Source organism: Pantoea sp. X-Soil-ISGK-275 (genome assembly GCF_059730795.1).
Window position 1 is genome coordinate 675,454 of sequence record NZ_AP035977.1, and the last position, 12,647, is coordinate 688,100.

12 protein-coding genes are annotated in these 12,647 nt (G+C 55.4%); 2 read left to right on the forward strand and 10 right to left on the reverse strand.

What is annotated here, in order from left to right:
• Nucleotides 1–20: 20 nt before the first annotated feature.
• Complete coding sequence (gene yahO / locus AC6I8A_RS22620; protein ID WP_256698573.1) at nucleotides 21–290, forward strand: DUF1471 family periplasmic protein YahO; 270 nt, start codon at nucleotides 21–23, stop codon at nucleotides 288–290.
• A 155-nt stretch (nucleotides 291–445) separates the two neighbouring features.
• On the opposite strand, the gene AC6I8A_RS22625 is transcribed toward yahO, so the two are convergent.
• From AC6I8A_RS22625 to AC6I8A_RS22635, 3 genes are all read right to left on the reverse strand, one after another.
• A complete protein-coding gene (locus tag AC6I8A_RS22625) occupies nucleotides 446–1,582 on the reverse strand; it encodes an HlyD family secretion protein (protein ID WP_061719145.1) in 1,137 nt (378 codons plus the stop codon).
• 3 nt (nucleotides 1,583–1,585) lie between these two features.
• Nucleotides 1,586–1,900 (reverse strand): DUF3302 domain-containing protein, encoded by a 315-nt coding sequence (locus AC6I8A_RS22630; RefSeq protein WP_008101941.1) that lies wholly within the window; start codon nucleotides 1,898–1,900, stop codon nucleotides 1,586–1,588.
• A gap of 472 nt (nucleotides 1,901–2,372) precedes the next feature.
• Nucleotides 2,373–3,440, reverse strand: a complete 1,068-nt coding sequence (locus AC6I8A_RS22635; protein ID WP_497819259.1) for an SDR family oxidoreductase — start codon at nucleotides 3,438–3,440, stop codon at nucleotides 2,373–2,375.
• Between the two features lie 100 nt (nucleotides 3,441–3,540).
• Here AC6I8A_RS22635 and AC6I8A_RS22640 point away from each other — a divergent pair, with 100 nt between their 5' ends.
• Nucleotides 3,541–4,443 (forward strand): LysR family transcriptional regulator, encoded by a 903-nt coding sequence (locus AC6I8A_RS22640; RefSeq protein ID WP_497819260.1) that lies wholly within the window; start codon nucleotides 3,541–3,543, stop codon nucleotides 4,441–4,443.
• Nucleotides 4,444–4,560: 117 nt separating this feature from the next.
• Here the strand turns inward: AC6I8A_RS22640 and AC6I8A_RS22645 are convergent, their stop codons facing one another.
• The 7 genes from AC6I8A_RS22645 to AC6I8A_RS22675 form a co-directional block, all read right to left on the reverse strand.
• Nucleotides 4,561–5,211: a methionine ABC transporter permease gene (locus tag AC6I8A_RS22645; RefSeq protein ID WP_061719142.1), complete on the reverse strand. Its 651-nt coding sequence runs from the start codon at nucleotides 5,209–5,211 to the stop codon at nucleotides 4,561–4,563.
• Complete coding sequence (locus tag AC6I8A_RS22650) at nucleotides 5,195–6,295, reverse strand: methionine ABC transporter ATP-binding protein (RefSeq protein ID WP_497819261.1); 1,101 nt, start codon at nucleotides 6,293–6,295, stop codon at nucleotides 5,195–5,197. The genes AC6I8A_RS22645 and AC6I8A_RS22650 overlap by 17 nt, the downstream gene beginning before the upstream one ends.
• Nucleotides 6,296–6,297: 2 nt before the next feature.
• Complete coding sequence (locus AC6I8A_RS22655) at nucleotides 6,298–7,104, reverse strand: MetQ/NlpA family ABC transporter substrate-binding protein (RefSeq protein WP_179452337.1); 807 nt, start codon at nucleotides 7,102–7,104, stop codon at nucleotides 6,298–6,300.
• Nucleotides 7,105–7,134: 30 nt separating this feature from the next.
• The gene (locus AC6I8A_RS22660; RefSeq protein ID WP_436331854.1) at nucleotides 7,135–8,487 is read right to left on the reverse strand and encodes an LLM class flavin-dependent oxidoreductase; all 1,353 of its coding nucleotides are present in this window, start codon (nucleotides 8,485–8,487) and stop codon (nucleotides 7,135–7,137) included.
• Nucleotides 8,484–9,686 carry an SfnB family sulfur acquisition oxidoreductase gene (locus AC6I8A_RS22665; RefSeq protein ID WP_436331852.1) on the reverse strand — a complete coding sequence of 401 codons (1,203 nt, stop codon included), beginning with the start codon at nucleotides 9,684–9,686 and terminating at the stop codon, nucleotides 8,484–8,486. Before AC6I8A_RS22665 ends, AC6I8A_RS22660 begins: the two co-directional genes overlap by 4 nt.
• A gap of 9 nt (nucleotides 9,687–9,695) precedes the next feature.
• On the reverse strand, nucleotides 9,696–10,901 hold the full coding sequence (locus AC6I8A_RS22670) for an SfnB family sulfur acquisition oxidoreductase (protein ID WP_265303384.1): 1,206 nt from the start codon (nucleotides 10,899–10,901) through the stop codon (nucleotides 9,696–9,698).
• Between the two features lie 328 nt (nucleotides 10,902–11,229).
• Nucleotides 11,230–12,537 (reverse strand): IS4 family transposase, encoded by a 1,308-nt coding sequence (locus AC6I8A_RS22675; protein WP_265303508.1) that lies wholly within the window; start codon nucleotides 12,535–12,537, stop codon nucleotides 11,230–11,232.
• Nucleotides 12,538–12,647: the final 110 nt, after the last annotated feature.

Genomic DNA, 12,647 nt, shown 5'->3' on the forward strand with positions numbered 1-12,647 from the left:
TCTCTAACCCAAGGAACAGTATGAAAAAGTTAATTTTAGGCTTAGTTGTAAGCGCTTTATCATTCAGCTCATTTGCCGCGCAACTGATGACCAAGGTCGAGTTTGAAAAAGTAAAAGATCAGTATGTCGAGGTCGGCAATATTTCCACATCAGGCGAAACGGATGCCGCCAGTGCAAAAGAAGAGCTGTCCAAACTGGCAGATGAAAAAGGCGGCGACATCTATATCGTGACGTCCGCGAATACCAATAACAAAATTTATGGTACTGCAATCGTCTACAAGAAAAAGTAATTTCAAAACTGCCTCAGCATGAATATGACTTATGCTGAGGCAGTCCTTTTCAAATGAAATAATCTTACCTACGCCCTCCGCCAAATCACGTAGGGTCGCCATTTATGGCGACCAATGCAAGCTTGACTAACAAGCATTAAATAATATCTTTTTTATTAATGGTCAAGATACAAATAATGAACCCAGCTGGTCATGCGCAGCAATACTTTACGCATTACTGAAACATGCGAAAAGTGATCGGAATAAACAGCAACCTGTGCAAAAATACCATCCGGCAATGCATCGACTGCCGCATCAGGATCTAATTCAACCACTGCCAGCACGCCATCTGAACCGGGATCAATCGTCAAAGATTGCAAGGTTCCCTGAGCCTGATATGTACCGCCCGACACCACCGGAATAATTCTCAGCAGTTTCGCGCTGAATACTTGCCCCGGTAGCGCATTAAATACCACTTCCGCTTCATCACCGGGCGTTAAACGCAACAATGAATTTTGTCGGAATTGCGCAATAACCTGACGCTTCTGTTCAGGTATAAAAATCATCACCGGCCGCAGTGGTAATGAAGATGCGAAAGAACCGGGACGAATTAATACCTGCGTTACGTATCCATCACTCGGCGCACGAATAATTGTTTGATCAAGGTTATATTGCGCCTCAGCTAACTGGGCTCTCAGGCTAACAATCTGCGATTGCTCGCCGCCGACCATGCTATCCAACTGGCTTTTTATCTGCCGTTGTTCAGCAACCGAGCCTTTTACCAAAGCATCCTGCGCGAGATAGTTTTGCCTTGCGTCATCAATATCCTGTTCAGAAAACGGATTTACGCGGGCTTTACTGCCGGAAAGATAACGTTGGTAATTTTTATATAACCGGTCTCTTTCCGCACTCACATTTGAGGTATTCGCCAGGGATTCCTCTAATTGTCCACGTAATACCTGAATATTATGGATGGCAGTGACGAGGTCAGCATTCAACCTGTCGACGCGCGCTTTAAACAAGGTTTGATCAAGGCGGAAAAGCATATCCCCCTTTTTAATCCGCATATTTTGTTTGTCAGTGACTTCGGTGACAATACCGGTCACTTGCGGTGTCACAGGGATGGCGATAACGGCTTTTTGTGCCAGCGAAGTATAGGGATGATTATAATTCATTAACAATATCAAGCCGCTGACCAGCACAATACCGCCCAATGCTGCTGTTGGGACTGTCCATTTATTTACCGGTATTCTGAATATTTTGAAAACGGCCCAAGCCAGGGCGACATAGGTCAATATAATCAGTAAGTCCATATGTCACCCCTTCGGAGAATCCCGGTCTGCCGTCACCTTTTGTTCCAACGCCGTTATGCGTTGTTCCAGTGACGCGTTCCTACCTTCCATTCCCCAGCCCCGATCTGGCCGGTAAAGCGTGGCCCAAATCCATAAAAAGGGCCATAAGACGTGGAGTGTAAACAGGCTTACCCAGCCGGCGACGTGTATTGCATCTGCGTGCGGATGATTACGTGATTTTGCAATAAGATAGGGGATATCGTGCAGCACAATTATCCCGTAAAAGATGACAAGAAAAACAAAAACTAAAACCCCAAGCGCAAAGTAGTTAAGAAACATACCAGCCTCGAATTTAAGAAATGCGTAGGATCAATATAGACTGCATTATTTTTCCTGAACATTTAATTGGAAAAATAATTTATTCGGCGATCATAATAAATAGCAGGCTATGAATTTAATATGTACAAGGTGATTTATATTGTACAACTTAAACTGCAAAAGTGAGGATCGTGAAGATAGGAATAAAATCAGTTGAATGAGCATGTTAATGAATAAAAAATCATTAATTACTTACAGGAATATAAAACTAATCATAGGCAGGATGTGACTTAGGTGATTTATATTTTTCACCTCAACGCGTTTAATGCAGGTTTTGCGCTCAATGCCTGATTTTATGTATATAGGTGCACATGAATGCGCACCCTACGAAAAACGCGCCAAACCTTTGTAGGGTCGCCATTCATGGCGACCATTTTACGCTTAACTAACGTGCATTAGGCCCAGCAAGCCGCCCTTTTCTATCAACATAACGTTACTGCGGAATCACCTTCTCCGCTTTCAACCGATCAAACAGCTGAGTAAATGAATCCAGCGTTGAACGATAGCCGGTGAAGCCCGCTTTGCGGCTCTTGCTCATGTCGGTGAAGGCTTCCATCGGACGGCCCAAATCTGCGTCGGTGTGCCACCAGGAGGCCAATTTAGTGATATCAGCCTCACGCAACTGATAACGCGCCGCCACTTCGCGCCATGCTTCAGCGGCATCCTGCATGCGCCCTTCCAGCGGCATCATCTGCGCCGGATACGCTGCCGCTTCCACACCAAAATAGGCCGCCAGTCGAGGCCACAGCCAGTTCCAGCGGAACACATCGCCGTTTACCGCGTTGAAATCCTGATTGGCCGCTTCTGCCGCAGTCGCGGCCCACAGCAACTGTTCCGCCAGTAAACCGGCATCGGTGACATCGGACACACCATTCCACTGCTCGGGCGAACCTGGGAAAATAAACGGCAAGCCTTGCTCGCGGCACAGCGTGGCATACACCGCCAGCGTCTGGCCCATATTCATCGCGTTACCCAGTGCAAATCCAACGATCGAATGCGGACGATGCACGCTCCAGCGATAGCCATATTTCTCGGCACCGGCAAACACTTCGTCTTCCTGCGCGTAATAGAAGTTATCGACCGGCTGACGTCCCTGCTCTTCGCGGAATGGCGTCACCGGCACTGCGCCTTTGCCATAGGCTTCAAATGGGCCGAGATAATGTTTCAGGCCGGTCACCAGCGCCACATGCGCGCCATTCAGACGCTCGCCCAGCGCTTCAACCACGTTACGCACCATCGCGCCATTAACGCGGATATTCTCTTTCTCATTTTCCTGGCGCGACCAGACGCTAAAGAACAACGCATCCGGCTTCTCTTCAGCCAGCGCAGACCGCACTGCGTCGGCATCCGTCAGATCGGCGGTCAGGCTGCGGCAACCTTCCGGCACCGCGCCACGCCCGCGTGATAAACCGCTCACCTGCCAACCTTCGCGCTGTAATTTTTCTGCCAGCGCACGTCCAATTACGCCGCTGATGCCAACAATCAATGCCTGCTTATGCATTTCAATTCTCCTAAGTTTCAGTAATGATGAGTTTAATAGAGAATTTAATTCCCATCCCTGGCATTAATTCACGGCATTCACAACCTGAGTTCACGAATACATGCACGATCAGCGCCTGAAAGATATCGTTCCCTTTGTTGCCAGCGTCGAGAGCGGCAGCTTTGCTGCCGCCGCTGAGCGCTTGCATCTCACCGGTTCGGCAGTGAGCAAAAGCGTCACGCGGCTGGAAACCCGTCTCGGTTCACGGCTGCTGGAGCGCACCACCCGCAGCCTGAAACTCACCGATGCAGGCAACGCCTATTACCAAACCTGTTTGCGCATTATGGAGGAACTGGCAGAAGCCGAAGCGGTGCTGGCGGCGCAGCGCACCATTCCTTCCGGGCGCTTACGCTTGGCGGTGCCAAACACCTATGGTCGCCTTGGCGTAATGCCGCTGCTGATTCCGTTTTGCCGTCAGCATCCGGATGTGGAGCTCAACCTGACGTTCTCGGATCGCTTTATTGATCTGTTTGATGAAGGGATTGATGTTGCGGTGCGCATTGGTGGCTCGCCGGATCTGCCCGCCTCGCTGGGCTGTCGTCAGATGGGCCGCGAACGCATGGTGTTTTGCGCGGCACCGGATTATCTGGCGCGCGTGGGGCGACCCAACAGCGAAGCCGAATTGTTGCAGCATCAGGCGATCATGTATGAACGCGTCGATGGCAGCACCAAGCCGTGGCTGTTCACTACGGAAGATGGCTATCCGCATTGGCGCAACCTGCCACACCGCATGGCGTTGGGTGATGTGGATGCGCAGATGCAGGCGCTGTGCGCCGGATTGGGCGTGGCGCAGATGCCATCGTGGCTGGTACGTGAACCGCTGGCGCGCGGCGAGCTGGAGATTATTCTGCCCGAGCAACAGCCGGACGGTTTGGCCTTAACCCTGATTTGGCCGCGCCGCAAACAGCTGCTTCCCAAAGTGGATGCGCTGCTGGCGGCGTTAGAAGAATTACAGATCCGCTAAATCGCGGCCATTTAAACGGTGCGCATTAATGCGCACCCTACGAAAACCCCACATCACCGTCATGCACATAACGCGCCGTAGGGTCGCCATTTATGGCGACCTGGCCAAACACCGCACCTAACGATGATTCAACCTGCGCGACAACCTGTCGCCAAAAAACTGCAGCACCGTCACCAACGCCACCAGCACCACAATCACCGTCAGCATCACCTGCATATCAAAACGCTGATAACCGTAGCGATACGCCAAATCGCCTAACCCGCCCGCGCCAATCGCGCCCGCCATTGCCGAAGCATTAATCATCGTCACCAGCGTAATGGTAAATCCGCTGACAATGCCGGGCCGCGCTTCAGGCAGCAGCACATGCCAGATAATATGCCAGCGATGGAAGCCCATCGCCTGCGCCGCTTCGGTCAGCCCTTTATCCACTTCGCGCAGGCTCACTTCGGCGATGCGCGCAAAGAACGGCGTCGCAGCCAATGTCAGCGGCACCACTGCCGCCCACACGCCATAGGTGGTGCCGACGATCCAGCGGGTGAACGGAATCAGCGCCACCATCAGAATCAAAAACGGGATCGAGCGGAACAGGTTCACCACCCAACCCAGCACGCGATTCAGCAGCGGGCTCGGGAACAGATCGCCGCGTCCGGTTACCACCAGAATCACCGCCATCGGTAATCCCAGCGCCAGCGCCAGCAGCGACGACACGCCGACCATCAGCAGCGTATCCAGCAGTCCAATCCATAAACGATCAATAGCCAGTGACATAGCCCGGAATCTCCAGTTGGTCCGTAATCGGGGTTAACCGCGTCCGCGCGGCGTCCGCGTCATGCTGTGCATCGAGCAGCAGCAACATTTGCCCGGTCGGTTTGCTATCCACCCACTCCACCGCACTATAAATAAGCGTCAGCTCCCCACCCACCCGCGCACTCAGGGCCGCCAAATCCGGCTGCGCGCCTTGTCCGGTGTAGCGCAGACGCACCAGCAAGCGTGAATCGCCATGCAGACGCGTCGGCGTCAAGAGCGGTTGAATGGCTTCCGGCAAGGCGCTGAACTGCGGATTGAGCAGCTGGCGCGTGGTCTCTTGCTGTGGATTGCTATACACCTGCCACACCGGTCCGCGCTCAATGATTTCGCCCTGATCAATCACCGCCACCTGATGACAGAGGTCGTGCACCACATCCATTTCATGGGTGATCAGCACGATAGTGATGTGCCGCTGTTGATTAATCTTTTTCAGCAGCGCCAGAATCGAACGCGTGGTTTCCGGATCGAGCGCCGAGGTGGCTTCATCACACAGCAGCAGTTCCGGATCGTGCACCAGCGCGCGCGCAATGCCGACGCGCTGTTTCTGCCCGCCGGATAGCTGCGCAGGCCACGCGTGCTGGCGCTGCTCAAGGCTCACCAACGCCAGCAGTTCATCCACTTTGCGCCGCCGCTCCGCCGCAGGCACGCCCGCCACTTTCATCGGCAGCTCGATGTTTTCCCGCACCGTTTTTGCCGACAGCAAATTGAAGTGCTGAAAAATCATGCCGGTACCGCGTCGCCAATCCACCAGCTGACGATCGCTCAGCGTGCCGAGATCGATACCGTCAATCACCACCTGACCGCGAGTGGGATTTTCCAGCCGATTGAGGCAGCGAATCAGCGTCGATTTACCGGCACCGCTGCGCCCAATGATGCCAAAAATCTCGCCGCGCTTAACCTGCAAATCGACCTCCTTCAGCGCGTCCTGAGTCTGTCCCGGATAGCGCTTACTCAGGCCACGAATCTGCACGTGGATTTTCCCTGCCGTCTCAGCCGTCGGTGACAGCAACGCATCGCGCTCGCCAGGTAGCGTCAGGCTCACCATATTTACTGGCTCCAGCCCGGCTGATACAGCTTGCCGTAGAAGTCATCAAGTTTGGCGCGCACCACCGGCGAATGCTGGTAGATATCAACGAACTTCGCCAGGCGCGGATCGTTCTGATGACCGTCGCGGATCACGAACTGAATCACGTATTCCGGATGCTCCAGTCCATCGAAAAGCAGCGCATTGTTCGGATCGATGGTCTTCGACAGGCGCAGATAGTGCGGATAACCCTGCGCTAAATCGACTTCATCCAGCGAACGCGACAGCTGCACCGCTTCCACTTCAATAATTTTCAGATGCTTCGGGTTGCTGACGATGTCATCCACGGTAGATTTGAGGCCCGCGCCCGGTTTTAAAGTAATCAGTTTGGCTTTTTGCAGCAGCAGCAGGCCGCGCGCGCCGTTGATTGGATCGTTGGCAATCGCCACCGTGCCGCCATCAGGAATCTGGTCAATCGCGGTATGTTTCTTCGAATAGAGCCCGATGTTATTGATGATCGCTGGCGCGAACGGCACCAGATGGAATCCGCCCTGCTGATTGGCGTTCTCCAGGAACGGTTTGTGCTGGAACAGGTTCACGTCGATATCGCCGTTTTCCACACTAACGTTCGGCGCGGTCCAGTCGGTGAACTCCACCAGCTCGACGTTCAAGCCTTGTTTCTTCGCCTCGGCAACTGCGGTTTCCAGCGGCGGTGCAAAGGCGGCGGTGGTACCGACTTTCAGCGGGCCGCTGTAGTTTTCGGCGGCGACGGCGCTAAACGCCAGCAGTGCGACGCTGGCAGCCAGTGCAAAATGACGTGCAATGTTCATATCAGATCCCTGAGGTTAAATTAACGAAGGTTAAACGCCGTCGCGCCAGCGCGCCGCCGGATGGCGATCGGGCAAGCGGTCCTGCTGTTGAAAAATTTTGTGGCGAAGCGAACCGGGCTGATACGCGGTCTTGAATCGGCCGCGCTGCTGTAATTCCGGCACCACCAGATCGATAAAATCGCGGTAGCTCTGCGGATTGAGGATGCGCGTCAGGTTAAAGCCGTCGATATCGCCTTCATCGATCCACGTAATCAATGCATCCGCGACCTGGCTCGGATTGCCGACGATCAGCGGATAGCGGCTGCCCATCGCGTGCTGCTCCAGCAAACGGCGGCGCGTCCAGCCGCTGAAAGCTTTGCTCACTGATTCAATGGCGCGCGTGTCGCCGGTCTGAATCGGCTCATCAAGTTCGAACGCCGCCAGATCCAGGCCAATCGAGCTGGAGAAGTGCGCGATACCCGCTTCCGGGCTGGCGTATTTGAGGTAGCTTTTATGCTTCTCCTGCGCTTCGCGTTCGGTTGGCGAGACAATCACGCTGACGCCCATAAAGATACGCAGATCGTCAGGATGGCGTCCGGCCTCCACCGCCGCCTGGCGCAGGCGCGTCGATTGCTCGCGCATCGCGGCGGGTGACGCGGCATTGACAAAGCTGCACTCGGCGTGACGTCCGGCGAACTGCACGCCGCGCGCCGAGGAACCGGCCTGAAATAGCAGCGGCGTGCGCTGCGGCGACGGGCTGCTCAGGTGATAACCCTGCATCTGATAAAACTCGCCCTGATGATTGATTTGGTGAATTTTATTGGCATCGGCGTAGCAACGATGGGCTTTATCCTGCACCAGCGCATCATCCTGCCAGCTGCCTTCCCACAGCTTGTAGGTGACATCGAGAAACTCATCGGCCTGATCGTAGCGGCGGTCGTGCGCCAGCAGCTGTTGCTGCCCCATGGCACGCGCGGCGCTATCGAGATATCCGGTGACGATGTTCCAGCCGATACGCCCTTTGGTCAGGTGATCGAGCGTGGAGAGGCGGCGTGCGAACGGATACGGCGCTTCATAACTCAGATTGGCGGTCACGCCAAAACCCAGATGCTGCGTGACGCTGGCCATGCCGGAAATCAGCATCAGCGGATCGTTGACCGGCAGCTGAATCGACTCTTTAGCGGTCAGGCCAATGCCTTGCTGATAGACGTCATACACGCCGAGAATATCGGCGATAAACAGCCCATCAAACAGTCCGCGCTCCAGCAAGCGCGCCAGATCCAGCCAGTAATCCAGCGAGTTGAAATCCACCGAGCGATCCTGCGGATGGGTCCACATGCCGTGATGAATGTGCCCAACGCAGTTCATATTGAAGGCGTTAAGCAGAATCTGTTTTTGACTCATATCGTCCCCCGACGCGGCGGCAACACGCCATTCAGCAGGTAGTTGCCGATTGCCGGATATTTCCAGCGCACCGGATCGTGCAAGGTATGCGTACGCGCATTGCGCCAGTGGCGGTCGAAGTTGTGTTCGCGCAGGCTGGAACGCGATCCGCCGAGTTCAAACAGCAGATTGCTGGCTTCCAGCGACACTTCTGTGGTCCAGGCGCGCGCCTTCGCCACGTCCACCGACGCCAGCGCCACGTTTTCGGCACTGGGATCGCGCTGCGCGACGTCAACCGCATCACCGGCAATCGCCAGCAGCGCATCGCCCGCACTTAGACGTGCGGCCAGACGACCGGTACGATCGAGCGTCAGCGGATCGTCGCTGGCACGATCCACGCCGCTGTCCGGCCACGGACGCGCGCGCAGACGCAGGAAATCGAGCATGTCTTCAAACGCCGCCCGCGCAATGCCCTGATCGATAGCCGCATGCATAATCTGCGCAAAGGGCCCAACGGTGCTCGGACGCTCGAACGCGGTCTGGAATGGCACCACATCTTCCGGCGCAATCGCCACATCGCGGAACTGCACGCTGCCGCTGCCGGTGGTGCGCTGACCAAAGCCGCTCCAGTCATCAATCACGTTGACGCCGGACTGATGGCGCGGCACAAACACCAGTTGCTCTTTGCCGTCATCGGCAATCGCCAGCGTCGGAATACGGTCGGCATACAGCGCGCCGGTGCAGTAAAACTTGTTGCCGTTGAGGCGCAATCCTTCGGCCTGTTGCGAAACCGCCGTAGAACGTTGATGCGCGGCAGGAGAACTGAATTCCGCCAGCGCATTACCGTGATGCACCCCTGCCAGCACTTCGGCGTAGAGCCGCTGTTTCTGCGCCTGGCTACCGTTGATGCGCAGCACTTCCAGCGCATAAAAATGGTTCTGCGGCACCTGACCAATCGATCCGTCGGCGGCGCTCAATATCACGAAAATCCCGGCCAGTTCGGCGGTAGAAATCTCAATGCCGCCAAAGTCACGCGGCACGGTGATGGCACCGAGCCCGGATTGAAACAGTGCCTGCAACTCGGCGTGCGGCAGTTCACGTTGGCGGTCGCGCTGGGCGGAACCGGCACGAAAACGTTCCGCCAGTTCCTGCGCCACCTGCAAGGCCTGTTGGGCGTGGGTGATGCGCGATGCGCGCTGTTTAGGCGATACCTGCGTCATGGTTGCTCCTTAAATCCACGCATGACGCGCAGGCAGCGCATCATTGAGGTAATAGTTGCCGATGGCGTGGGTTTTCCAGCGCACCGGATCGTGCAAAGTGTGAGTGCGCGCATTGCGCCAGTGACGATCGAGTCCGTGGCGCAGCAAAGTGCCGCGACTACCGCCCCATTCCAGCAGTTTCTCGCTGGCACGCAGCGCCACTTGGGTGGTGAGTACTTTGGCTTCCGCTACCGCAATCGAGGCGCGCGCGCAGTTTTCGGCGGTCAGCGCCTGCTGATCGATGCTGTCGAGCACGCGGGCGGCCCGCGTCAGGAGTGCGTTGGCGGCGCTCAGTTCGGTGCTGATGCGGCCAACATCGGCGAGGATGTAAGGATCGTCGGCATTGCGGCTGACATTGGCATCGACCCAAGGTCGCGAGCTGCTGCGCACAAACTCCAGCGCCTCATCCAGCGCGCCTTGCGCAATGCCTGCATCAATCGCCGCCTGAATCAGTTGGGAAACCGCACCGCGCAGCGTCGGTTTTTCGGCTGCGGGCAGCGACATTAATAACGCCGGATCCACCGCAACCTGCTGCAGTTTCACCGTGCCGCTGGCGGTGGTGCGCTGGCCGATACCCGACCAGTCATCAACAATCTCCACGCCCGATGCTGGCAGCGGAATAAAGGCCATCTTCGGCTGCTGATCGTGCATCGCGGTGGTGACCAAAATGTCGGCGAACAACGCGCCAGTGGAGTAGAACTTCTCGCCGGTGAGCTGCAGGCCCTGTGACGTTGTCACCAGCTGTGCCTGCACATCACGCGTATGTTTGGTGTTTTTCTCCGGCCCACCGTTGCCCAGACGCTTGCCCTGCACCACCGCGCTCAGCAGTTGCTGCTGTTGCGCCGCCGAACCTTCGCCGAGGATGAACTGAATCAGACCAAAGTGGTTTTGCGGGATTTGCCCCAGCGACGGATCGCTGGCGGAGATCAGACGAAACACCTCGGCCAGGGTTTGGTACGACAAACCTGCGCCGCCAAATTCGCGTGGCACACTGATGCTGCCAAGGCCCAACGCGGTGAACTGGTTGAGCAGCGCGATAGGATAGATGCGTTGCTGATCGCGCTCGACTGCCCCGCCTTTCGCCTGCTCGGCCAAATGGCGTGCGGCGGCGATGGCTTGTTCATCGCTATTTAATACCGCCGCGCGGTTAATAATCTCGTCACTGTTTTGCGTCATAGCTGATTTCACTTTTACTGCACAGCGAAGGGTAAGCCTGCACTGAAAAAGTCAGCAGGCCGTGGAATGAATAACGGATTGAAAGCGATGATAATCAGCGAGGTTAAAACAAGTAAATAGCGCGGTTATGCTATATCCGGCAATGCGTTGCCATTATTAAGCTATGGATTTAATTAAGCACAACAACAGGCTAGCAGCGGCGCTGCGGGCAATTAGCGAGTATAAAAAAGCGGCGAGTAATTCTTAAGATCAAATAACGCAATCAAAATTTAAATAATGCATATAACGTAGGGTCGCCATAAATGGCGTAATGCTCGTCAGTTAAGACTTAATCATGCCGGAACGCATAGCGTTTCGGCTTCTTTTTCACCGCTCGCGGATAATGTCTCGTCCGCCGGGTTGGCAGCACGAAGCTTCCCGCCATCGCCATTATTTCATCTATTATTCTCGGAATTTTTCCCGGCGCTACCGCAGGCAGGAGTCTCAGTTGACCTGTCAGGTACAGTGCCGCCTGCTTAAACCCCAGCTGATAAGGCTCCACGTTTTTCAGGCTATAGGCCATCTGCGCCATCATAAAACGCAGCAGGTTATACGCCAGCGCAACGCCCCATAACTCCTGCTTCACCAGTTCCGGTGTTTTGCTTCTCAGCGTGAGCTCGTTGTTCAACAGATGCTGCTTCATCTCCCGGAAGCCATGTTCTATTTCCCAGCGATGTCCATAAAGATCAACGATATCCCCTCCCGGATATCGCAATGGATCGCACATTGACGTCAGGATTTTCACCACTCTCCCGTTAACCTTTTTGCTTATCAGTCGCGCCGTCAGCGTTTCCGGCACATCTTTCCATTTTTTACGCGCCTGCCACGACAGGTCCAGTTCTATCAGCTCGCTGCCTGAGCCCTGTTTTTGCAGAACACGGTATTTTGCATCGTTGCGCAGAGGTAGCATCCAGTGTCTTTCCACCCCCGAGGTCTGCCAGTAATGCAGGAAGCCGGGCGCATAGAAGCCTTTATCCAGGATCGTTAGCGAGTGATCCGGCGTCTGTCCCACCAGTTGTGCCGCAAGATCAACCTCGCTGGTTTCGGTCACGCTGCCAAAGCTCACGCCCGATAAGAGATGGCTTGTCAGCTCCATCTGGCAGACCATGCGCAGCTGAGGCCAGTCAGACTGACTGTGTGCATTTGCCGTCCGCCCAAAGGCCTTATCGTTTTCCGGCGTATCGGGGGCCCGCCACAGCGTGCCGTCGACCGCCAGCAGTGTCAGGCCGTTCCAGTGTGACAGCGGTGTTTTATCAAACCAGAGCTGGCGTGACTTTTCAAAGACCCGGCGGACCACGTCTTCTCCGAGCCGCTGACGCGCCTGCACAACCGCGCTGGTCGCGACGAATGGGCGCTTGCCCGGCAAAACGATATCCAGATGAGAAACAATCTGGTTCATGGAAAGCGAGCGGAACAGGGCCATGCCGGTAACGGCCCAGACCATCATCTCCATTGGAAGACGGCGTTTTCGCACGGTCACGATACCAGTATCAGCCAGGCATTCGTCGATGAGTTCAGGCGAGAGCAGATCGGAGAGCGCGGAGAACTCTTTGGGCGTAAAGTTAAGAACGGCATCGAGAGCCTGACTGAGTAACATAAAAAAATCCGTAATTCCTGTGAGATTACGGATTTTTGCAGAACTGGAGGATCGTTCAACCGATCATTTCGGGCTTAACTGATCGGCATTACGCCATAAATGGCGACCCT